A 22,174-nucleotide genomic window follows, 5' to 3' on the forward strand; every position below is an offset into this window, starting at 1 on the left:
GCGGGCTTTATTTGCCCAGGAACAGCTGCTGGATGTCGCCGTAGGCCATGGCGCGCTGCGCCAGCGGGCCCGCGCTGCCGCTGGCCAGGAAGCCCTGCGCCATCTCGCGCGCGGCACCCCACAGCGCCTGCGCGATGCCGGAACCGGCGCTGAAGCGGCGCACGCCCAGCTTGTCCAGTTCGGCTGCCGCCGGTATGCCCGGCCAGTCCATCACGTTCAGCGGCAGGCCGGCCCCGGCCGCGACCTCGCGGATCTCGTCCGGCAGGCAGATGCCCGGCACGAACAGGCCGTCCGCGCCGGCCGAGCGGTAGATCTCGGCGCGTGCCAGCACTTCCCGCACGTGCTGGCCGGCAGGCGCCAGGCCGCGCAGGTAGACGTCGGTGCGCACGTTGACGAAGATGTCGCCGCCGGCCTTGGCCACCGCGTCCTTGACGGCTTCCACCTTGCGCGCCAGCAGCGCGGGCGCGTCGCCGCCGTCCTCGATGTTGATGCCTGCCACGCCGCTGTCGACCAGCAGCATGATGTAGGCCGCTACGGTGGCGGGCTTGTCCGAATAGCCGTTCTCCATGTCCACCGTGAGCGGCACGCTAAGGACGCGCACGATGTTCTGCGCGGCCGCGATGGCGGCGCTGGCCGGCATGTTGTGGCCGTCCGCATAGCCCAGCGACCAGGCCAGGCCGGCGCTGGTGGTGGCCACGGCGGGCGCACCCAGGCTTTCGATCAGGCGGGCGCTGCCGGCGTCCCAGGCGTTGGCCAGGCGCAGCAGCTCGGGGCCCTGGTGCAGTTGGCGGAAGGCGGTTGCGGATCGGGTCATGTCGGGCTCCGGGTGGGCAGTGGAAGGATGGCCTATTTTACATTGTTATCGATTTAAGTTGCCAATGTGATAGCGATTCCCATGCTGCGGTAAGGGGCGAGCAGCGCCTCGTCCACGCCCGCGTTGACGATGATGTCGCTGACCTGGGCCAGCGGCACGGTGTGGAAGGGCGCTGCCGTGTCCAGCTTCTCCGGCGAAGCCAGCACCACGGTGCGCAGCGCGGCCGCGCTGATGGCGCGCTTGACGCAGCCTTCCTCGTAGTCGCCGGTGGTGACGCCCGCCTCCGGGTGCACGCTGCACACGCCCATGAAGAAAATGTCGGCCCGGATCTGGCCGATGGCTTCCATGGTGGCCGCGCCCACGCCCACGATGGAGTGCTTGAACAGGCGCCCGCCTATCATGATCACTTCCACCGTCGGATGCTCGGCCAGCTCCACGGCGATGCTGGGGCTGTGCGTGACCACTACTGCGCGCAGCTCGCGCGGCAGGTGGCGCGCCACCTGGAGCGCGGTGGTGCCGCCGTCGATGAACACCACTTGGCCAGGGCGCACCATGGCGGCGGCGGCGCGGCCGATGGCGGGCTTGCAGTCGGCCGAAATCTGCTGGCGCTGGGCGAAGTTGCCCAGCGCGGGCGAGGCGGGCAGGGCGCCACCGTGCACGCGCTCCAGCAAGCCCTCCTTTGCCAGCTCGCGCAGGTCGCGCCGGATGGTGTCCTCGGAAAGCCCCAGTTTGCCGCTCAGCGTCTTGGCCACGATCTGGCCATCCTCGCGCAGGATCTTGAGCAGCAGCTCTTTGCGTTGGCGTGTCAGCATTGCACGAATTTCCTTGATATTGCACGAATTTGCATACTATCATGGAAACCCGATCACCAAGCAAGGAGAGCAGCATGCCGGAAGACCGCGTCAGGATACGCGCCGTGGAGACTTTGTCGGATGACTGGTATCTGCTGCGCAAGACCACCTTCGACTACCGCCGCAGCGACGGCAGCTGGCAGACCATGTCGCGCGAGACCTACGACCGGGGCCACGGCGCCGCCATCCTGCTGTATCACCGCGCGCAGCGCAGCGTGGTCCTGGTGCGCCAGTTCCGCTTCCCCGCCTACGGCCAGGACGGCCACGACGGTTTCCTGATCGAAGCGCCGGCCGGCCTGCTGGACCAGGCCAGCCCGGAAGAGCGCATCAAGGCCGAAGTGGAGGAGGAGACCGGCTACCGGGTGGCCACGGTGCGCAAGATCTTCTCGGCCTTCATGAGCCCAGGCTCGGTCACCGAGCGGCTGCACTTTTTCGTGGCCGAATACGATCCCGCCTCGCGTCCTGGCAACGGCGGCGGCGTCGCTGCGGAGGGCGAGGACATCGAGGTGCTGGAACTGCCGCTGGAGGAGGCGGTGCGCATGATGGAAAGCGGTGCCATCTGCGACGCCAAGACCATCATGCTGCTGCAATACGCGCAGCTGCACCTGTTCCAGGCCGGCTGATACCGGCACGCCTACAGGGCGGTATAGACGACCGAATCCGCCGAGCGCTTGAACGGCCCGTGGAAGACTGCCTCGACGTTGTTGCCGTCCGGGTCGAAGGCGAAGGCGGCATAGTAGCCTGGGTGATATTCGCGCTCGCCGGGGCCGCCGTTGTCGCGCCCGCCTGCCGCCAGCACGGCCTTGTGGAAGGCCTGCACTGTTTCACGGTCCTTGGCGATGAAGGCGATGTGCACGTGCGACACCGGGCCGTCAGCCTTGTCCACGTATAGATCGTCGAGATAGAAATTGCCGTCGCCCTCGACTACTTCGCCGCCCAGGCCCAGCGCGTCGAACGCCGCCCGGTAGAAACGTTTGCTTGCGTCCACATCGGCCACGCGCAAATGCACGTGGTCAAACAGTCTGCCTCGATGGAATTCCATGGCGCGCTCCTTGAAATGGGTCGGGCCAGTATAGAAGCGCTAGCGCGGCGGGCGCGCCAGTTTGACTGCCGTCAATGTCCGAATCCGTAGCGCAGCACCATGCCCAGGATCACGCAGCCGCCGGCGGTGAACAGCAGCTTGTTGCGCAGGCCGTCCGAGCCGATCGCCGCCTGGCGCTGCTGCTGCGCCATGTCGCTTTTTTTCTTGCCGATGATGAGGGGGCTGAGGAACCACAGCACGCCCAGCAGCAGCCAGCCGATGCCGGTAACGGTCATGCCGGTGGAGCCGGTCTTGATGCCGTCCACGACGCGGATGGCGGCCATCACGGCGCCGAAAGCCAGCCAGCAGACGCGGGCCAGGAGGTGGGTTTTGATTTTTTCCATGGGCCGCATTATACGGGCCCGGCGGCCTCAGTCGCCACCGCCGCCGCAGCCACCGCCGCCGCAGCCGCCATCGCCCCCGCCGCTGCCGCCGTCGCTGTCGCAGCCGGCGTCGCTGCCGCTGCCGCCATCGCTGCCGCCACCGTCGCTGCAGCCGAGGTCGGCGCCGCAGTAGACCGTCGCGCCACTGTCGTCCTGCCGCTGGAAGCCGCTGCAGTTGGGCGTATAGACGAAGCCGTTCGGGATGGCCAGCTTGGCGTCCAGCGCGAACAGCAGCGGCAGGCGGCTGGGCTTGGCCGGATTGATGTTTTCCTCCAGGCAGGCGAAATGCCAGCAGCGCTTGAGCCCGCCATTGTCCTGCCGCGCCGTGCCCATCACGATGGCCGGTGTGTGGTGCAGGAAGCGGCCGAAGGCGCGCTGGCAGAACTGGTGGTAGTTCTTGGTGTACAGGATGAATTCATGCCACAGGTCATCCACCACCTGGGACGGCATGGAGACAAACTTCCTGCCGCTTTTCAGGTGCGCCAGGAAGAACTGGCGCAAGCCCTGCGCCACCAGCTGGCATTCCTTGGTGGTGAGATGCGGATGCTGCTGCATCAGCTTCTCGAACAGGCCCTTGGGCAGCACGAAGCTGCGGATATGGGCTTCCCGCTTCAGCTTGGCCTGGCGCCGCCACAGCAGGGCCGACACGCCGGCCAGCGAGGCGCAGGCGATGTAGATGAAAACGGACACGGTCAAGCCTTGGCGCGGAACGCGGACAGATGGTTGGCCAGGTGCATGGCGTGGGCCAGCTCATAGTCCTGCTTGCCGAGCGCGCCGTAGGCGAAGTGCGGGCGCAGCGCCCCTGTCCAGGCGCGGAACGCCGCGATCGCCCCGCGCAGCCGCTGCATCGCCTGCGCGGGATCGGCCGCCGCATCCAGGGCCGGCGCACCGGGGATGGGCTCGGCCAGGTCGTGGCTCATGCGGCCGCGCCAGGAGAACACGCCCAGCGCGGCCGCGCCGACGGTGCGCTGGAACAGCGCGGATTTCGATTGCGGAAAGCCGGACATTGAGAACTCGATGCTTTGCGCGCAGTGCGCCAGCGTCTGCGCCCAGCTCCATGCTGCGCTGGAAGCGAGTGCGCCGGCCTGGGCCAGTCGCTCCAGCTCCGCCTCGGCCGCCGCCAGGCTGGCGAACTGCAGCTGGCGGTCTTCCGTTGAGTTGCCCCGGCAACCGGCCAGGCCTGCGGCAGCGGCACCGGTGGCCGCGATGAGAATGGCGCGCCGCTTTGCATCGAGCTGGTTTTGCATACAGGGCCTGAGGCTGTGATGGAATGCACTCGATGATTGCACATGCGAAATATCGAGTCAACAATATGGACGGCTTAAGGTATCGGAGCGGAGGCGAGGTTGTCGACCGTGAGCGGGCTGTCGTAGTACGTGACGACCGGCTCGCTGCCGTACTTTCCGCGCACGAAGGTGCGCCAGGCGTCGGTGTACATCGCCTCGGCTTCGGTGCGCGAATTCCACAGGTACACGCCGCCTGCCGTGGCCCCGTCTTCCGAGAGGATGTAGTGCTTGCGGTGCAGGCCCGGCACGCCCTGGTACTTCGGCGCGGTGCTCAGGAAGATGGCGTGCGCCTGCTCGCGCGTGATGGGTTCGGGCAGGGCGAATGAGGTGATGGCGATGATCAATTGCGCCTCCTGATGTGATGTGGGGAACATCAAGATTATCGGGAGGCGGGGACGGCCGCAAGCGCGGTTTGCGCATGGGCTGCATGCCTGCCGCGCATGCGGATGGCGCGTGCGGCGCCATCCACGGAACAACGCTTAGCGCGATTTGACGAAGGGGACGCCGATCGCTTTCGGCGCCACCGACTTGGCCATCAGGCCGGCCAGCACGATGACGGTGACCACGTAGGGCACCATCTGGATCAGCGAGCCGGGAATGCGGCCCACGACCGGCAGGTCCACGCCCTCGATCTGGATCTGCACCGCGCCGAAGAAGCCGAACATCAGGCAGCCGAAGAAGGTGTACAGCGGACGCCAGTTGCCGAACACCATGGCGGTCAGCGCCAGGTAGCCGGCGCCGGCCGACATGTCGCGCAGGAAAAAGCCACTCTGCACGATGGCCAGGTAGGCGCCCGAGAACGAGCACAGCACGCCGGCAATCAGCATGGCCTTGTAGCGGGTCCATTCCACCGACACGCCGGCCGCGTCGGCAGCGTGCGGGTTCTCGCCGCAGGCGCGCAGGCGCAGGCCGAAGCGGGTGTGGTACAGCACCCAGTGCACCAGCGGCACCAGCGCGAACGCCAGGTAGACCAGCACCGAATGGCCGCCGATCAGCTTGGTGTACAGCCAGCCCAGGAAGGGCACGTCCACCACCGCGGCGCTGCCCGGCAGCACCACGTCGAACAGGCGCGCCTGGCCCAGGTCCGGGGTGCGGCCGCCCTGCTGGAAGAAGAACTGGGCGACAACGAAGGTCAGCCCACTCATGGCGATGTTGATGGCGATGCCGGCCACCAGCTGGTTGCCTTTCTGCGTGATGCTGACATAGCCTTGCAAGGTGGCCAGCGCCACCGACACGGCCACGCCGGCCGCTACGCCGTACCACGGGTTCTGGGTGGCGAAGGCCACCGCCGCCGAGACGAAGGCCGAGGCCAGGATCTTGCCCTCCAGGCCGATGTCGATCACGCCCGAGCGTTCTGCGAACAGGCCGGCCATGGCGGCGAAAATCAGCACCGGCGCGTTGCGCACGGTCGATACCAGGATGCTGCCGATATGCAGGTCTTCAAAAGTCATGTCATTACCCCTTGGCCTTGATCAGCTTCATGATGGCCGGTGCGTAGAAGTTCTCCATGGCGCCGCAGAACAGGATGATCAGGCCCTGGATGAAGATAAACGTTTCGGTCGGGATGTTCGGCTTTTCCAGCGACAGGTCGAAGCCGCCCTGGATCAGCGCGCCGAACAGCACCGCCGACAGGAAGATGCCGACCGGGTGCTGGCGCCCCATCAGCGCAATCGCGATGCCGACAAAGCCCGCGCCGCCGACGAAGTTGAGCGACAGATAGTGCGTCGAGCCCATGATGGAGTTGACCGAACCCAGGCCGGCCAGCGCGCCGGAAATCAGCATGACCACGATGATCATCTTGCTGATGCGGATACCGGCGTAGTGCGCGGCGTGCTTGTTCAAGCCGGTGGCGCGCAGCTTGTAGCCCCAGGCCGAACGCGACACCACCACGCCGTAGATGGCCAGCGCGACGATGGCCAGCAGGAAGCTCACGTTGAGCGGCGTGTCGCCCAGCACCGGGAACCAGCTGTTCAAGCGCGGCATTTCGGCGGCGGCCGAGAACACGCGGCTGGCGGTGTTCTGCTCGCCCGGCGGGATCAGGTATTTGACGATGAAGAAGTTCATCAGCGAGGCCGCGATGAAGTTGAACATGATGGTGGTCACCACGATGTGGCTGCCTCGCCTGGCCTGCAGGTAGCCCGGCAGGAAGCCCCACAGCGCGCCGAACAACGCCGCGCCGAGGATGCCGCACGGGATCAGCAGCCACCACGGCAGCGTGGCGTCGAAGGCCAGCATGGCCAGGGTCAGGCCCAGGCCGCCGATATACATCTGGCCTTCGGAGCCGATGTTGAACAGGCCGGCCTGCATGGCGATCGACACCGACAGGCCGGTGAAGATGAAGGTGGAGGCGTAGAACAGCGTGTAGCTCAAGCCTTCCGGATTGACGATGGCGCTGTTGATCAGGATGCGCATGGAGTCCACCGGGTCTTCACCGAGCAGGTGGATCACCAGCGCCGCCACCAGCAGCGCCGACAGCAGGTTCAGTACGGGCAGGACAAAGGCTGTCGCCCAGCGTGGCATATCGTTAGTGTTCATGATTTGTGCATCCCGCCCATCAGCAAGCCGATGCGGGTGGTGTCGAATTCGTCGATTTTCAGTTCGCCGGTGATGCTGCCGCCGCACATGACCAGGATGCGGTCGGCCAGCGCGCGCACTTCTTCCAGCTCCACGGAAACCAGCAGGATGGCCACGCCCGCGTCGCGCAGCGCGAGCAGCTGGGTGTGGATGGACTCGATGGTGCCGATGTCCACGCCGCGCGTGGGCTGGCCCACCAGCATCAGCTTGGGCTTGGCCAGCACTTCGCGCGCAATCACGACTTTCTGCTGGTTGCCGCCGGAGAGCAGGCCGATGCGCAGGTCCGGATTGGCCGGGCGCACGTCGAAGGCCTTCAGCAGGCCGGCGCAGCGCTCTGCCACGCCCTTGAAGTCGATCAGGCCCCAGGCGTTCTTCACGCGGTCCTGGTAGCCGAAGAAGGTGTTGTGCATGACCGAGAAGTTCTTGATCACGCCGTCGCGCAGGCGGTCTTCCGGCACGTGGCCGATGCCCAGGTGGCGGAACGCCAGCGGCAGGCCGTCGGCGTCGGAGCGGCCGGCGTAGGGCAGGGCCTTGCCCTGGAAGTCCACTGCGCCGGACGTGGGCAAGCGCATGCCCGACAGGATTTCCATCAGCTCGCTCTGGCCGTTGCCGGACACGCCCGCGATGGCGACGATCTCGCCCGCGCGCAGCGTGAAGTTCAGTTTGTTCAGCAGCGTCACGCCCTGGTCGTCGGTCAGCTGCAGGTCGCGCACTTCCAGCACCGGCGCGCCGGGATTGTAGGCGCCGCGCGGCAGGTTGTTTTCGATGGGGCGGCCCACCATCATGTTGGCCAGCTCTTCTTTCGAGGTCTGCGCGGTTTCCACCGCGCCCACCACGCGGCCGCCGCGCATCACCGTCACGGTGTCGGTGATGTCCAGGATCTCCTGCAGCTTGTGGGTGATCAGGATGATGGTCTTGCCCTGCTCCTTGAACAGGCGCAGGATCTCGAACAGCGAGGCGGTTTCCTGCGCGGTCAGCACGGCGGTCGGCTCGTCCAGGATCAGGATGTTGGCGCTGCGGTAAATCTGCTTGAGGATCTCCACGCGCTGCTGCGCGCCCACCGACAGGTCGTGGATGGTGGCCAGCGGATCGACGTCCAGGCGGTAGCGTGCGCAGATCTCGCGCAGCTGCGCTTCCACGGCGGCGCGCTTGCCGGCCAGCTTGAAGCCGCCCTCGGCGCCCAGCATCACGTTGTCCAGCACGGTCATGTTCTCGACCAGCATGAAGTGCTGGTGCACCATGCCGATGCCCAGGCGGATCGCCTCGTGGCTGCTGTGGATGGGGCGGACCTGTCCGTCCAGCAGGATCTCCCCGCCGTCGGCGCGGTAGTATCCGTACAGGATGCTCATCAGGGTCGATTTGCCGGCGCCGTTCTCGCCCACCAGGCCATGGATGGCGCCCTTGGCGATGGAGAAGCTGACGTCCGTGTTCGCCTTGACCGCCCCGAAGTGCTTGGAGATGCCGCGAAATTCTACTGCTGGGTGCATAGGATCACTGGATGATGGTTGCTATGACTAAAAAACGCGCCGGACGGGATCACCCGCCGGCGCGTTCTCTTTTTGAATCACGTGATTAGACCGGGCAGCTGTTGCCGGTGCGGTAGTCGATCACTTTGACTTTGCCGTCGATGATGTCTTTACGGACGCCCAGGACTTTCTTTTCGATTTCCGGCGTGATCAGCTTGCGGTTGTGCTCGTCCAGCGCCCAGTCCACGCCGCCTTCCTTCAAGCCCTTGGCGGTGACGCCGGCTTTCCAGGTGCCGTTCTTCATCTGCATGAAGGAATCGTAGACCGCGTTGTCCACGCGCTTGACCATGGAGGTCAGCACGCTGCCGGGGTACAGGCTGTTCTGGTTGGAATCGACGCCGATGGACAGCTTGCCTTTTTCCTTGGCGGTCTGCAGCGTGCCCATGCCCGAGCCGCCGGCCACCGCGAACACCACGTCCACGCCGCGCTCGAACTGCGAGCGCGCCAGTTCGCCGCCCTTGGCCGGATCGTTCCAGGCGGCCGAGGTGGTGCCCACCATGTTCTGGAATACTTCGGCCTTCTTGTCGGCCGACTTGGCGCCCTGGGCATAGCCGCAGGCGAAGGTGCGGATCAGCGGAATGTCGATGCCGCCGATGAAGCCCAGCTTTTTGGTCTTGGAGGCCATGGCGGCGGCCACGCCCACCAGGTAGGAACCTTCTTCTTCCTTGAAGGTGACCGAGTTCACGTTGGCGCCTTGCGCCACGCCGTCGATCAGCACGAAGCGCACTTTCGGGAATTCCTTGGCAACCTTCTGCACCGCCTGCGTCTGCGCGAAGCCGATCGAGGCGATCAGGTCCAGGTTCTTGCGGGCCAGGCCGCGCAGCACCTGCTCAGCCTGGGTGTCGCTGCTGGCCTGCACTTCGATGAACTTGATGTTGGTTTCTTTGCTGAAGCGCGAGGCGCCTTCAAACGCGGACTGGTTGAACGACTTGTCGAACTTACCGCCCGCGTCGTAGACGACCGCCAGTTTCGGGTCAGCGGCGCAGGCGCCTGCTGCCACGCACATGGCGGCGATCGTCATACTGAGTTGTTTGATTTTCATGAGTAGGCTCCTGGAAGTTCGATATTGTATATTTTTTGCGGCCGAAACATGTACTTCGGGCTGCTTTTTAGAGGCCGGCATCCTGATTTTGCGCCCACCCCGCACGCAGCCGGTTTTCTTTATTGTTAGTATTGCATCGCAGCCAAAACGTGAAACTTGGTCATAATGTGTCGCGCCCATGTCGTGCTGATGCAACATTGCTGACACACCCAGAAATAATTTCCCTTGTTGCTTTTTCATGCAGTTGCCGATTGGTCTTGCCAAATCGGCACCGCCGCCGGCCCCTCCCGCTAGCCCCTGCCGCACTATGGCGCAAGAGCCCTATATAAATGGTCTGTATTGCGGTTGGATAGTCGCTTACTATGCCCGACTGGGTATATGTATGGCAAATACGTTTTTTGTTGCTTATTTATACGTCGAAAATATAAATCAAAACTATTGCGCCGTAATTTCCAGTCAAAACTTTTCATGCTAGGATTCGCGCTTGTAACGATTTTTCTTTGTTTTTTGTAAAGCTTAATCGAATAATTCGCACCGCCCGGTGCAATCCCAGCAAGGAGTTGGTTCATGATGACAAAAACTAAGTACGCGTCCCGTACGCTGATCGCCCTCGCGGTCGCCGGCGCCTTCCCGCTGCACAGCGCGATGGCCCAGGAAGCGGCCCAGGCCGAAGCCAAGCCACAGTCCGGCCAGCTCGAAACGGTGATCGTGACGGCGGCGCGCCGCTCGGAGAACATCAAGGATGTGCCGATGGCCATCTCCACCATGAAAGGCGAAAAGCTGGACGTGCTGACCGCCGGCGGCGACGACATCCGCTTCATGTCCGGCCGTACCCCGTCGCTGAACGTGGAGTCGGACTTCGGCCGTTCCTTCCCGCGCTTCTACATCCGCGGCCTGGGCAACACCGACTTCGACCTGAACGCATCCCAGCCCGTGGGCCTGGTGTACGACGGCGTGGTGCAGGAATCGCCGATGCTGAAAGGCTTCCCGGTCTTCGACGTGGAACAGATCGAAGTGCTGCGCGGCCCGCAGGGCACGCTGTTCGGCCGTAACTCCCCGGCCGGCGTGATCAAGTTCGACTCGGTCAAGCCGTCCAACAAGCAGGAGGGCTACGTGTCGGCCGGCTTCGGCAAGGACGGCGTGTTCAACGCCGAAGGCGCGTTCAACATGCCTGTAAACGAGATGATCAGCGCCCGCGTGTCGCTGCAGTCGCAGTCGCGCGACGACCGCGTGCACAACCCGCGCATCACCGGCACCCAGGACTTCGAAGGCTACAAGGACAACGCGGCCCGCGTGCAGGTGGCGTTCAAGCCGAACAAGGACTTCAGCGCGCTGTTCAACATCCATCACCGCGACATGGACGGCAGCGCCACCCTGTTCCGCGCCGGCATCATCAAGAAGGGCACCAACGACATCGTCGACGGCTTCGACTACGGCAGCTACCCGACCGACGGCTTCAACACCCAGAAGCTGAAAGTGACCGGTTCCAGCCTGACCTTGCGCTACGACCTGCCAACGATGACGCTGCATTCCATCACCGGCTACGAGAAGGCCAAGTTCTACAGCCGTGCCGACGTGGACGGCGGCTACGGTTCCGGCGCCACCTCCGGTCCTGCCCCAGCCTTCATTCCGTTCACGTCCGAAACCGCCGACGGCCTGCCGGACCACAAGCAGATCTCGCAAGAGTTCCGCGTCGAGTCCAACACCAAGGACCGCCTGCAGTGGATCGCCGGCGTGTACTACTTCAAGGAAGACATCGTCGTCGACAGCTTCAACTTCGACACCCTGGGCGGCGGCGTGGTCAACGGCTATGCGCAGCAGACCCAGAACTCGCGTTCGTGGGCGGCCTTCGGCTCGGTGAACTACGCGCTCTCCGATGTCTGGAAAGTACGCGCCGGCGTGCGCTACACCGACGACAAGAAGGACTTCGTGGCAGCCCGCACCCTGACGCCGTTCGGCGGCAAGAACGTCGGCCCGCTGTTCGCGCATCCGCAAGACACCAACATCAGCTGGGACCTGAGCACCAACTACGAGATCGACAAGAACACCAACGTATACGGCCGCATCGCGACCGGCTACCGCGCACCGTCGATCCAGGGCCGCGTGCTGTTCGGCGACACCATCTCGGTGGGCGACTCGGAGAAGAACCTGTCGGTGGAAGCCGGTATCAAGCAGGACTTCCTGAACAAGCGTGCGCGCCTGTCGGCATCGGTGTTCAAGTACCGCGTGAAAGACCTGCAGCTGACCGCCGGTTCGGGCGCCGTCAACCAGAACCGCCTGGTCAACGCGGACAAGGCTGAAGGCCAGGGCTTCGAGCTCGACCTGCAAGCCATCATTTCGGACGAATGGCGCGCTACCATCGGCGGCAGCTACAACGACACCGAGATCAAGGATGCGGGCCTGTTCGTGTCCCCATGCGGCAACGGCTGCACCGTGACCAACCCGACCCAGACCGTGGGCGGCAGCCGCGTCGCGCTGATCAACGGCAATCCGCTGCCGCGTGCGCCCAAGTGGGTTGGCAACTTCACGCTGCGCTACAGCACCCCTGTGGGCAACGGCGAGTTCTATGCGTACACCGACTGGGCCTACCGCGACAAGTACAACATGTTCCTGTACGAAGCGAAGGAATACAAAGCCAAGTCCATGCTGGAAGGCGGCCTGCGCGCCGGCTACAAGTGGGCAGACGGCAAGTATGAAGTCGCCGCTTACGGCCGCAACATCACCGGCCGCGAGCAAGTCATCGCCGCGATCGACTTCAACAACCTGACCGGCATCGTCAACGAACCGCGCACCTACGGTGTGCAGTTCAAAGCGAACTTCTGATAATTCGCTGATAATTCGCTGATAACGCAGTCACCGAAACACCCCTCTCGCAGGGGTGTTTTTTTATGGCCTGTTGGCCGTGCGCATAAAATCGACGAAGGCACGCAGCTTGCCGGGCATGTGCTTGCGATGCGGATAGTAGAGATGAAACGCATCGTCCAATCCGCTGTACCGCGTCAGTATTCGCCGCAGCCTGCCATTTGCCAGCTCTTGCTTCGCAAAGTTCTCCAGGATGAAGGCTACGCCTCGGCCCTGCATTGCTGCATCAAGGACCGAGCGCATCTCGTCAAAAACATAGCGCCCCTGGACGTCGATTTGAACCGTCTGGCCGCTATCGTCGAATTTCCAATCATACAAACGGCCGCCAGCGGAATAGCGCTGGCGGATGCAGTTGTGCTCCAGCAGTTCATCAATCGTTTCCGGTTCTGTGCGTTCGCGGAAGTAGTCCGGGGCCGCCACCACCACTCGCTTTTGCACTGCACCCAGCTGCACGGCGACCATGTCGTTCTGCACCTTTCTCCCCATGCGTATGCCGATATCGAAACCGGTGCTGACGATATCGCTAAGTTGATTGTCCAGCGAAATTTCGACATTAATCAGCGGGTACTTTTCCAGGAACCCATCCAGATGCGGTTCGATCAAGATGCGGTACGCGACGTATGAAGAACTGACGCGCACTGTGCCGGATGGCTGGTCGGTCGCGAGCAAGGCCCGCGACAAGGAGTCCCGGATCAGCGAGAGCGCAGGCGCCAATGCCGCGTTCAGTGAGGCGCCGGCCTCGGTCAGGCCGACACTGCGCGTGGTGCGGTTGAACAGCCGCACGTTCAATTGTGCTTCCACATTCTTGATCGTGCGGGATACCGCTGTTGGCGTGACCCCCAATTCCGCGGCGGCGCGAGCGAAGTTCAAATGCCTTGCGGCAGCCTCGAAGGTCAACAGGCCGGGGAGATGCACCGCGGGAGCGGGCGGTGCGCCTGTGCTGCCTCCAGCATTGGCTGGTTCGTCGATTATGACTAATTTGCTCATACTCTATGTCCAGTTATGACTATTCACGTCATTATCGCCGATCTCCATACTCTGGCTATTCGACACCTTTCAAGCACAGAACAATGAGCAAAATTTTTGAACCACTGACCCTGCGCGGCGTCACCCTGCGCAACCGCTTCGCCCTCAGCCCGATGTGCCAGTACACGGCAAGGGACGGCCATGCAGGCGAATACCACGCCGTCCACTATGGCCGTTTCGCGCTCGGCGGCTTCGGCCTGCTGATGGTCGAGGCGACGGCGGTCTCGCCCGAGGGGCGGATCACGCACGGCGATCTGGGCCTCTGGGATGAAGCCCACGTGCAAGGCCTGTCACGCATCGCCGCATTCGCCAAGGCCCATGGGGCAACGCCGGGAATCCAGATTGGCCATGCCGGACCTAAAGCCAGCATTCAGCGGGCCTTCGAGGGTAACGGTCCGCTGAACGAACGCGATGCGGCACGCGGCGAGCATCCTTGGGCGGTCGTGTCGCCCAGCGCGCGCCCGGTCGCTGACGGCTGGCTGGTGCCCAGTGCCCTGGACGCAAACGGGATCGCCAAGGTGCGGTCGGACTTTCTCGCTTCGGCGCGGCGCGCCCTGCAGGCAGGTTTCGACGTGCTGGAATTGCACTTTGCGCATGGCTTCCTGCTCAATGCCTTCCTGTCGCCGCTGACCAACGATCGCACCGATGAATACGGCGGCAGCTTCGAGAACCGCATCCGCCTGCCGCTGGAAATCGCCCGCGAGGTGCGTGAGGCCTGGCCGCAGGACAAGCCGCTATTCATACGCCTGTCAGCGGTCGATGGCAGCAGCAGCGGCTGGACGATAAACGACAGCGTCGCTTTCGCCGTGGTCTTGAAGGCTGCCGGCGTCGATGTCGTCGACTGCTCGTCCGGCGGCTTCGGCGTCTTCGAATACCCCAGCGGCTATGGTTTCCAGGTGCCGTTCGCAGCGCAGATCCGCCGCGAAGCGGAAATCGCCACGATGGCCGTGGGGCTGATCGTCGATCCGTGGCAGGCCGACGCCGTCGTCGCCTCCGGCCAGGCCGACCTGGTGGCGCTGGGCCATGCAGCGCTGCGCGAGCCGCACTTTCCCTTGCATGCACAACAGGTGCTGGGGGCGGCCAGCCCGGGCGCAGCCTATGCCGACTGGAACGTGCAGGCCGGCTGGTGGTTGGATCACCGCGAAAGCAAACTTCTCCAGTTGGGTCCATGGGCCCGAACGACTCGAATTGACCACCATTTAACCCAGGAGTGAAAACATGAGCAAACCTACCTACGTGCAAGACTATCAAGCCATCGTCGAGGTGCTGAACAAGTACAACGAAGGCTGCAAACAGGCCGACAGCGGCATCATGAAGCCGGCCTTCAGCGAGCGGGCCACGATTTTTGGCGTCGACGGCGAAGGCAAACTGACCGGCGGTCCGATCCAGCTTCTGTTCGACGGCATCGACAGCGTCTTCCGCCCGTCTCCCGAAGCCCAAGGGGAGATCGTCAAAGTGGACATCGCAGGCACGGCCGCCAGCGCGCGCATCGACACCAACGACGTCTCTGGCTTCTGCTTTACCGATTTCTTCAATCTGCTGAAAGTCGACGGCAATTGGACCGTGGTCAGCAAGATCTACCACACCCACGTCGCGCCTTGAACAGGAGAGGCCAGATGAGACTGACCATCCTCAAGACTTTGTTGTGCGCGGCAGCCATCGCCGGCGTGGGCGCGGCGGCTCAGGCAGAAGACCGGCCGCGCAGCCAGCAAGCTGCCAAGCCTGTCTACGTGCAAGAATACCGGGCCATCGTCGAGGTACTGAACAAATACAACGAAGGCTGTAAACAGGCCAAGAGCAGCATCATGAAGCCAGCCTTCAGCGAACAGGCAACCATCTTTGGCGTTGACGCCAACGGCAAGCTGGCCGGCGGTCCGATCCAAGGGCTATTCAGCGCCATCGACAAGCCGCCGTTTCGCCCATCGCCCGAGGCTCGGAGCGCGATCGTCAGAATTGACATCGCCGGCACGGCTGCCAGCGCACGTATTGACAGCAACGACGTCTCTGGCTTCTCCTTCACTGACTTCTTCAACCTGTTGAAGGTCGAGGGAAAATGGACCGTAGTCAGCAAGATCTACCACACCCACGCCGCGCCCTGATGTACGTGTGACGCGTAAGGCGCTACGATGTGCGGGCTTTGTTCATTTCGGGGAGCGCCGCATGCAGTCTGTAGTGAGTTTATGGCCCTTGCTGGGCGTGGGTGTCATCGTGATCGGCTTCCTGCTGCGCGCGCACCCGGTGCTGGTGGTGGTGGCGGCATGCTTCACCACCGGGTTCGCGGCCATGATGCCGGGGGAGGCCTTGCTGGCGTCGCTGGGCCGGGCCTTCGTCAAGACGCGCAACCTGCCGCTGATCTACCTGCTGCCGCTGGCCGCCATCGGGCTGCTGGAGCGCTACGGCTTGCGCGAGCACGCGCAGGCCGCCATCGCGCGCGTGAAGTCGGCCACGGCGGGGCGCATCCTGATCGTCTACCTGACGGTGCGCGAGCTGTCGGCGGCGGGCGGGCTCACCAGCCTGGGCGGACATCCCAACATGGTGCGGCCGCTGGTGTCGCCCATGGCCGAAGCGGCGGCCGAACTGCGCCACCCTGGCCTGAGCGAACGCCTGCGCCAGCGCGTGCGCGCCATGGCCGCCGCCACCGACAACGTGGGCCTGTTCTTTGGCGAGGACATCTTCGTCGCCTTCGGCGCCATCGTCCTGATGCAAACCATCCTGCACGGCGAGGGCATCGAGGTGAATCCGCTGCACGTGGCCATGTGGGGCATTCCGACCGCCGTCACGGCTTATGTGATCCACGCCTGGCGCCTGCGCCGGCTGGACCGCGAGATCGAGCGCGAGCTGCTCGCCGCCGCCGGCAAGGCTGCCGCCGCGCAGCATGCCGCAGCGGGCCAGCCCGGGCCGAAGGCACCGGAGGGCCGGCCATGATCTTCAAGCTCGACTACTTCTACATGCTGCTCGGCGCGGTGCTGGCCCTCAGCGCGGTGCTCACGCTGATGGACCGCAGCAACCCGCGCCGCCACAGCACGGCCTTGTTCTGGGCGCTGTATGCCACCGTCTACCTGGCCGGGGAAGCGCTGCCGGACGTTACGGCCGGCGCCATCATGATCGCCATGGCCCTGCTGGCCGGCTTCGGCGGCGTGCGCATGGGCGCGCCCCGCAACCTGCCAGAGGCCGAGCGCCGCAGCAGCGCCCAGCGCCTGGGCCACAAGCTGTTCGTGCCCGCGCTCATCATCCCCGCCGTCACCATGGCCTGCGCCACGCTGTTGAAAGACGTGAAGCTGGGCGGCCTGTTCCTGTTCGACCAGAAGCACCTCACGCTGTCCGCGCTGGGCTGCGCCTCGGTGATCGCGGTGGCGGTCGCCTGCATCATGCTGCGTGCCTCGCCGCTGCAGGCCGGGCGCGAGCAGCGCCGCCTGGTGGACGCCATGGGCTGGGCCATCGTGCTGCCGCACATGCTGGCCGTGCTTGGCCTGCTGTTCACCGAGGCGGGCGTGGGCAAGGCAGTGGCCCACGTAAGCACCTCCTACATCAACATGGACTGGAAGCTGGTGGCGGTGGCCGTGTACTGCGGCGGCATGGCCCTGTTCACCATCGTCATGGGCAACGGCTTCGCCGCCTTTCCCGTCATGGCCGGTGGCGTCGGCATCCCGGTGCTGGTGAACGTCTACCACGCCAATCCCGCCCTGATGGCCGCCATCGGCATGTTCAGCGGCTACTGCGGCACGCTGATGACACCCATGGCCGCCAACTTCAACATCGTGCCCGCCGCGCTGCTCGACCTGCACGACAAGCACGCCGTGATCAAGGCCCAGATCCCCACCGCGCTGCCGCTGCTGGGGGCGAATATACTGCTGCTGTACTTCCTGATGAATTATTGATGACACCAAATCTGATGAAAACCATACTGCTGACCGGCTTCGAACCCTTCAACCGGGAGACCGTCAATCCCGCCTGGGAAACCGTGCGCGCGCTGGACGGCTGGCGCGAGGACGGCTTCCAGGTGGTGGCGCGCCAGCTGCCCTGCGTGTTTGGGGCGGCCAACGAGGTAATGGCGCAGGCCCTGGCCGAGCTCCAGCCTGCCGTGGTGATCGCGGTGGGGCAGGCGGGCGGCCGCTGCGAGCTGTCGGTCGAGCGCATCGCCATCAACATCGACGATGCGCCCATCATGGACAACCGCCAGCAGCAGCTGGTGGACGCACCCATCGTGCCCGGCGGGCCGGCTGCCTATTTCTCCACGCTGCCCATCAAGGCCATCGTGCAGGCGCTGCGGGCCGCCGGCTTGCCGGCCTCGGTATCGCAGACCGCCGGCACCTTCGTCTGCAACCACGTGTTCTACGGCCTGATGCACGCTGCCGCCGCGCGGCCGGGCGTGCAGCGCGCGGGCTTCATCCATATTCCCTACCTGCCGCAGCAAGCCGCAGCCCATCCCGGGGCGCCCAGCATGTCGCTGGCGGACATGGTGGAGGGCTTGCGCATTGCCGTGCGCACGGCGCTCGCGGTTGGCGCCGATGTCTATGCTACCGGAGGCACTACTCATTAACTGGCGGCAACGGCTTGCATTTTGCATTCAACTTGAACGCAACGCGGTCGTGTAAGAGTTTCCCTGATTTGCGTTTTTTTGCTCCCCCAGGACTAGAATGGTCGTTCCAATTCGTTCCCTGTGGCACGACAACTTGAAAGTCGATCAGGAGAAACTGATGCATAGTCCGATCCCTATCCCCATCCGAATCCGGCGCGGCGCCGCCGCGCTGGTCCTGCTGGCGGGCGCCGGCTGGAGCGCTCCCGGTTCCGCCTGCAGTTCCGAGCCCTACCTGGGCAGCATGTGCATCATGGCGTGGCCGGTCAACAGCAATTTCGGCGGCGGCATGTACCAGCTTGCCGATGGCCGCACCTTGCAGGTCAACGTCTACCAGGCCTTGTACGCGGTGATCGGCACCACCTACGGCGGCAGCAACAACGTCACCTTCCAGCTGCCCGACCTGCGCGGCCGCGCACTGATCGGCGCGGGGCAGGGCACGGGCTTGCCCGGCTATTCCTTCGGACAGTCCGGCGGCTCCCTGTCCGCCACGTTCACGGCGGCGCAGCTTCCCGCGCACGCGCACACGCTGAACAACGGCACCACGGCGGCCAAAGCCACCGTCACGCTGGGAACTATGGCGGCCGCCACCACGTTCTCCGGGCTTGCCGCCACCACGTCGCTGGCCGGTGTCACGGGCAGCGTGTCCGGCAGCGCCCTGAGCCTCAAGGCCTACAGCGGCGCCGGTGCTGTCAGCAACGCCGGCGGCAATGCGCTGGCGACGGTGAACACGCCATCGGCCAAGCTGTATGCCGCCAGCGCGCCGGATGTGGCCATGGCGGCGGGCAGCATTGCCGGCACGGCGGCCGTGACGTTCGCGGGCACGCCCACCACCACCATCACCGGCAGCAGCGCCAGCACCACGCTGAGCGGCTTGCCCACGGTGGCGCTGTCCGGCAGCACCGACATGAACCCAGGTGGCGCGCCGCTGATCCTGCCCATGGCGCCCTTCGTGGCGATGCCGATCTATATCGCCGTGCAGGGGCTGTTCCCCACCAGGGATTAGGGGCGCATGCCATGAGGCTGCCCGCCTGGTGCGCACCGCGTTGGCCGGCGCTGCCGGCGGCGCTGGCCATACTGCTATGGCTGGCGTCGCCCTGCGCGGCACGCGCGGCCGCGCCCGGCGGCGCGGAGCCGGCGGGGCGGGCGCAGGCGACAGTGAGGGCGTACGCAAAAGCACAGCCGTACGCACAAGCACTGGTGCACCCGAAAGCACAGGCGCAGGAGGCGCGGGCGCAGGCGGCGCTGGCGGCCGGCGATTACGCTGCCGCCTACGCGGCCTATGTCCGCGCCGCGCCGCGCAGCCCGCTGGCGCAGTTCATGGCCGGGGTGTTCCATCAGCAGGGATGGGGTCGCGCGCGCGACCCGGCAGCGGCTTGCGCCTGGTTCGAGAAAGCGGCGGCGCGCGGCGTGCCGGCTGCCGCGCATTTCTGGGGCGACTGCCTCGCGCAAGGCACGGGCCGCCCGGCCGATAGTCCGGCTGATAGTCGGGCTGATAGTCCGGCTGATATTCCGCGCGCACTGGCCGCTTACCGCAGCGCGGCCGAAGGCGGCCACCTGATTTCATGGTGCGCCGCCGCTGACTACCTGATCGAAGGGCGGGGCGTGCCCAAAGACGCCGCGTTGGGCCTGGCGCTGTGCGCACAAGCGGCCCAGGCGCACTCCGCGCCCGCCATGCTCAAGCTGGCGGGCTACCATCAATCCGGCAGCGCCCTGCCGCAGGACCTGGCCGCCGCGCGCCGCTGGTACGCCGAGGCGGCGCGGCACGGCGCGCCGGAAGGACAGTACCGCCTGGGCCTGATGCTGGCGCAGGGCGAGGGCGGCCCGCCGGACCTGGATGCCGCCCTGCACTGGCTGGAGCGCGCCGCTGCCGCCGGCTTTGCCCCCGCCTATCTGCCCACCGCGCAACTGTACGCCAGCCTGCCGGTGCAGGCCAACAGCGGGGCGCTGGCCCCTGAACACTTGGCCAAAATCTACCTCTGGACCAGTGCCGCCAAAGCCGCCGCCGCCGATGCGCAGCAGCGCGCAGCGGCCGGCCAGCTCGAAGCGCAAGTGCTGGCAGCCATGCCCGTCAGCTGGCGCCCGGCGCTGGACAGGCGGGTAACCGAACATTTAGCGAAATCCTCCCCTGGTGCGGCTTCGGCCGTCGTCGTCAACAGGTAACGTCATGACCATCGCCCACACTCCCCACACTTCCCACATTCCCCACATTCCCGTCACGCCGCGCCGCCCCATGCAGTGGGAGCAGCCCGCCCCCTGCGTTTTGCCCATCGCGCCCGCAACGCCGCCGCTCCTGCTGCGCGCGGCCGAGCCGGCGCTGAACGGCGGCAGGCAGGAAGCGGTCTTCGTCGATACCGGCCTGGCCGAACACTGGCTGCTGCAGGCGGCGGTGCGCAAAGGGCTGGCGGTGCTGGAGCTCGACGCGCAGCAGGACGGCCTGCGCCAGCTCGCGCTATGGGCGGCCGCCAACCGCGGCTACCACGCGCTGCACATCCTGTCGCACGCGGCTCCCGGCGTGCTGAACCTGGGCGCGGCCCGGCTGACGCACGCAGCGCTGGCCGACCACGGCGTGCGCGGCGCGCTGGCGGCAGTCGGCGCCGCGCTGGCGCCGGACGGCGCACTGCTGCTGTACGGCTGCGAACTGGCGGCCGGCAGTGCAGGCCGCAAACTGATCGGCCGGATCGCCGCGCTCACCGGCACCGGCGTGGCGGCCTCCGTCACGCCCACCGGCGCGGCGTCCCTTGGCGCGGACTGGCAGCTGGCTTGCGTGCGCGGCGCCGTCGACTGCGCGCTGCCCCTGGACGAAGCCGGCGCGCAGGCCTACCCCGGCCTGCTGGCCACTACGGTCAGCTTCAACGACGGCGACCCGGATGACCCGGAGGGCGGCCTCGGGTCGTTCAACCGCAACGTGGGCGGCGCCGCGTTCACATTCGCGGCCGGGTCGGCGACCCAGAACGCGGCCTACTACGACATGCTGTACGACCCCACATGGAGCGTGACCGGCGTGTACGCCCTGACGGACCGGGCCGGAGGCAGCGGGGTGGACTTCACCATCACGGCGCAGGCGGGCTATACCTTCGACCTCACCGGCTTCGCCGCCGGCGCCTCCACCGGCACGGTAAGGGTCTACTACAACGGCATGAGCACCTATGTGGATTTCGGCAAGGTGTCGAGCGTGGGGTTGAGCACCGAGTCCGGACTGACCGCCTTCAACGACGTCACCTCCATCACCTTCACCTCCGAACAATACGCCCTGTTCCAGGACCTGGTCATCGACGACGTGAAGGCCGTGGCACCGCCGCCCACCGTCAGCGACGCGGCCATCGCCGTCACCTCCAGCGGGTCCGGCACCGGCGGCGCCTACAAGGTTGGCGACACTATCACCGCCACCTGGAACAATACCGCCGGCGGCGACAACAACAGCGGCGTCACCGGCGTGACCATGGACTTCAGCCAGTTCGGCGGCAGCGCGGCGGTGGCCGCCAGCGACGCGTCCGGCACCTGGACCGCCAGCTACACCATCACCGCAGGCAGCATCGACCAAACGGGCAGGAATGTCTCGGTCAGCGCCACCAGCGGCGGCGGCACCGCCACCAAGGCCGATACCACCGGCCTCAAGGTGGACAACCAGGCCGCGGTGGTCAGCGACGCCAATCTCAGCATCAGCGGCGGCTCGGGCACCGCCGGCGCGTTCAAGATCGGCGACACCGTCACCGCCACCTGGAACAACACGGCCGGCGGCGACAACAACAGCGACATGGCCAGCGCCACGGTGGACTTCAGCCAGTTCGGCGGCGGTTCGGCGGTCACCGCCAGCGCATCTTCCGGCACCTGGACCGCCACCTTTACCGTCACCGCCGGCGCTGTCGACAGCGGCACCCGCAACGTGAGCTTCACCGTCACCGACGATGCCGGCAACGTCACCACCAAGGCCGACGGCAGCAACGCCGTGGTGGACAGCATCGCGCCCACGGTCAGCGATGCGCGCATCGCCATTTCCGGCGCCAGCGGCACCGGCGGCGCCTACAAGATCGGTGATACTGTCACCGCCAGCTGGAACAACACTGCCGGCGGCGACAATAACGGCGACATCGCCGGCGTCACGGTGGATTTCAGCCAGTTCGGCGGCGGCGCCGCAGTGGCAGCCACCAAC

23 protein-coding genes and 1 pseudogene are annotated in these 22,174 nt (G+C 65.6%); 11 read left to right on the forward strand and 13 right to left on the reverse strand.

What is annotated here, in order from left to right; genetic code table 11:
- Positions 1 to 7 precede the first annotated feature (7 nt).
- Both ASC94_RS19495 and ASC94_RS19500 read right to left on the reverse strand, forming a co-directional pair.
- On the reverse strand, positions 8 to 814 hold the full coding sequence (locus ASC94_RS19495) for an isocitrate lyase/phosphoenolpyruvate mutase family protein (RefSeq protein WP_056399003.1): 807 nt from the start codon (positions 812 to 814) through the stop codon (positions 8 to 10).
- Between the two features lie 53 nt (positions 815 to 867).
- On the reverse strand, positions 868 to 1,626 hold the full coding sequence (locus ASC94_RS19500) for a DeoR/GlpR family DNA-binding transcription regulator (protein WP_056399006.1): 759 nt from the start codon (positions 1,624 to 1,626) through the stop codon (positions 868 to 870).
- A gap of 74 nt (positions 1,627 to 1,700) precedes the next feature.
- Here ASC94_RS19500 and ASC94_RS19505 point away from each other — a divergent pair, with 74 nt between their 5' ends.
- Positions 1,701 to 2,288, forward strand: a complete 588-nt coding sequence (locus ASC94_RS19505; RefSeq protein ID WP_056399021.1) for an NUDIX domain-containing protein — start codon at positions 1,701 to 1,703, stop codon at positions 2,286 to 2,288.
- Positions 2,289 to 2,299: 11 nt separating this feature from the next.
- Here the strand turns inward: ASC94_RS19505 and ASC94_RS19510 are convergent, their stop codons facing one another.
- From ASC94_RS19510 to ASC94_RS19550, 9 genes are all read right to left on the reverse strand, one after another.
- The gene (locus tag ASC94_RS19510) at positions 2,300 to 2,707 is read right to left on the reverse strand and encodes a VOC family protein (protein ID WP_056399027.1); all 408 of its coding nucleotides are present in this window, start codon (positions 2,705 to 2,707) and stop codon (positions 2,300 to 2,302) included.
- 71 nt (positions 2,708 to 2,778) lie between these two features.
- Positions 2,779 to 3,090 carry a hypothetical protein gene (locus ASC94_RS19515; RefSeq protein ID WP_056399030.1) on the reverse strand — a complete coding sequence of 104 codons (312 nt, stop codon included), beginning with the start codon at positions 3,088 to 3,090 and terminating at the stop codon, positions 2,779 to 2,781.
- A 27-nt stretch (positions 3,091 to 3,117) separates the two neighbouring features.
- Positions 3,118 to 3,819, reverse strand: coding sequence for a hypothetical protein (locus ASC94_RS19520; RefSeq protein WP_157201523.1), 702 nt, complete (start codon positions 3,817 to 3,819; stop codon positions 3,118 to 3,120).
- Between the two features lie 2 nt (positions 3,820 to 3,821).
- The gene (locus ASC94_RS19525) at positions 3,822 to 4,376 is read right to left on the reverse strand and encodes a DUF1569 domain-containing protein (protein ID WP_082616676.1); all 555 of its coding nucleotides are present in this window, start codon (positions 4,374 to 4,376) and stop codon (positions 3,822 to 3,824) included.
- 74 nt (positions 4,377 to 4,450) lie between these two features.
- Positions 4,451 to 4,759 (reverse strand): YdhR family protein, encoded by a 309-nt coding sequence (locus ASC94_RS19530; protein ID WP_056399033.1) that lies wholly within the window; start codon positions 4,757 to 4,759, stop codon positions 4,451 to 4,453.
- 135 nt (positions 4,760 to 4,894) lie between these two features.
- Complete coding sequence (locus tag ASC94_RS19535; protein WP_056399038.1) at positions 4,895 to 5,866, reverse strand: ABC transporter permease; 972 nt, start codon at positions 5,864 to 5,866, stop codon at positions 4,895 to 4,897.
- A 4-nt stretch (positions 5,867 to 5,870) separates the two neighbouring features.
- Positions 5,871 to 6,950, reverse strand: a complete 1,080-nt coding sequence (locus tag ASC94_RS19540) for an ABC transporter permease (RefSeq protein ID WP_056399039.1) — start codon at positions 6,948 to 6,950, stop codon at positions 5,871 to 5,873.
- Positions 6,947 to 8,476, reverse strand: a complete 1,530-nt coding sequence (locus ASC94_RS19545) for an ABC transporter ATP-binding protein (RefSeq protein ID WP_056399042.1) — start codon at positions 8,474 to 8,476, stop codon at positions 6,947 to 6,949. The genes ASC94_RS19540 and ASC94_RS19545 overlap by 4 nt, the downstream gene beginning before the upstream one ends.
- 85 nt (positions 8,477 to 8,561) lie before the next feature.
- Positions 8,562 to 9,557: a BMP family protein gene (locus ASC94_RS19550; RefSeq protein ID WP_056399045.1), complete on the reverse strand. Its 996-nt coding sequence runs from the start codon at positions 9,555 to 9,557 to the stop codon at positions 8,562 to 8,564.
- Between the two features lie 570 nt (positions 9,558 to 10,127).
- On the opposite strand from ASC94_RS19550, the gene ASC94_RS19555 reads away from it, so the two are divergent.
- Positions 10,128 to 12,380 carry a TonB-dependent receptor gene (locus ASC94_RS19555; protein ID WP_056399709.1) on the forward strand — a complete coding sequence of 751 codons (2,253 nt, stop codon included), beginning with the start codon at positions 10,128 to 10,130 and terminating at the stop codon, positions 12,378 to 12,380.
- Between the two features lie 63 nt (positions 12,381 to 12,443).
- Here the strand turns inward: ASC94_RS19555 and ASC94_RS19560 are convergent, their stop codons facing one another.
- Positions 12,444 to 13,406, reverse strand: coding sequence for a LysR family transcriptional regulator (locus tag ASC94_RS19560; RefSeq protein ID WP_056399048.1), 963 nt, complete (start codon positions 13,404 to 13,406; stop codon positions 12,444 to 12,446).
- Positions 13,407 to 13,489: 83 nt separating this feature from the next.
- On the opposite strand from ASC94_RS19560, the gene ASC94_RS19565 reads away from it, so the two are divergent.
- The 9 genes and pseudogenes from ASC94_RS19565 to ASC94_RS34360 all read left to right on the forward strand — a co-directional run.
- Positions 13,490 to 14,659 (forward strand): NADH:flavin oxidoreductase/NADH oxidase, encoded by a 1,170-nt coding sequence (locus tag ASC94_RS19565; protein WP_056399051.1) that lies wholly within the window; start codon positions 13,490 to 13,492, stop codon positions 14,657 to 14,659.
- Positions 14,660 to 14,663: 4 nt separating this feature from the next.
- Entirely contained in the window at positions 14,664 to 15,047 is a 384-nt protein-coding gene (locus ASC94_RS19570) for a nuclear transport factor 2 family protein (protein WP_056399054.1), read from the forward strand.
- Between the two features lie 14 nt (positions 15,048 to 15,061).
- The gene (locus ASC94_RS19575; RefSeq protein WP_082616677.1) at positions 15,062 to 15,544 is read left to right on the forward strand and encodes a nuclear transport factor 2 family protein; all 483 of its coding nucleotides are present in this window, start codon (positions 15,062 to 15,064) and stop codon (positions 15,542 to 15,544) included.
- 61 nt (positions 15,545 to 15,605) lie between these two features.
- Positions 15,606 to 16,370, forward strand: coding sequence for a DUF969 domain-containing protein (locus ASC94_RS19580; protein ID WP_056399060.1), 765 nt, complete (start codon positions 15,606 to 15,608; stop codon positions 16,368 to 16,370).
- Positions 16,367 to 17,323 (forward strand): DUF979 domain-containing protein, encoded by a 957-nt coding sequence (locus ASC94_RS19585; protein ID WP_056399063.1) that lies wholly within the window; start codon positions 16,367 to 16,369, stop codon positions 17,321 to 17,323. Before ASC94_RS19580 ends, ASC94_RS19585 begins: the two co-directional genes overlap by 4 nt.
- Positions 17,324 to 17,337: 14 nt before the next feature.
- On the forward strand, positions 17,338 to 17,985 hold the full coding sequence (gene pcp, locus ASC94_RS19590; RefSeq protein ID WP_056399066.1) for a pyroglutamyl-peptidase I: 648 nt from the start codon (positions 17,338 to 17,340) through the stop codon (positions 17,983 to 17,985).
- Between the two features lie 157 nt (positions 17,986 to 18,142).
- Positions 18,143 to 19,027 (forward strand): phage tail protein, encoded by an 885-nt coding sequence (locus tag ASC94_RS19595; protein WP_056399072.1) that lies wholly within the window; start codon positions 18,143 to 18,145, stop codon positions 19,025 to 19,027.
- 11 nt (positions 19,028 to 19,038) lie between these two features.
- Entirely contained in the window at positions 19,039 to 20,184 is a 1,146-nt protein-coding gene (locus ASC94_RS19600; protein WP_056399074.1) for a tetratricopeptide repeat protein, read from the forward strand.
- Positions 20,185 to 20,254: 70 nt separating this feature from the next.
- Positions 20,255 to 20,845, forward strand: a pseudogene (locus ASC94_RS34360) (DUF4347 domain-containing protein); the annotation flags it as partial.
- 689 nt (positions 20,846 to 21,534) lie between these two features.
- On the opposite strand, the gene ASC94_RS34365 reads toward ASC94_RS34360, so the two are convergent.
- The gene (locus tag ASC94_RS34365) at positions 21,535 to 22,017 is read right to left on the reverse strand and encodes a DUF1775 domain-containing protein (protein ID WP_373888127.1); all 483 of its coding nucleotides are present in this window, start codon (positions 22,015 to 22,017) and stop codon (positions 21,535 to 21,537) included.
- Between the last annotated feature and the right edge of the window lie 157 nt (positions 22,018 to 22,174).

Origin of the sequence: Massilia sp. Root418 (assembly GCF_001425265.1) — a bacterium.
In the GTDB taxonomy this organism is placed as follows: Bacteria; Pseudomonadota; Gammaproteobacteria; order Burkholderiales; family Burkholderiaceae_D; genus Rugamonas.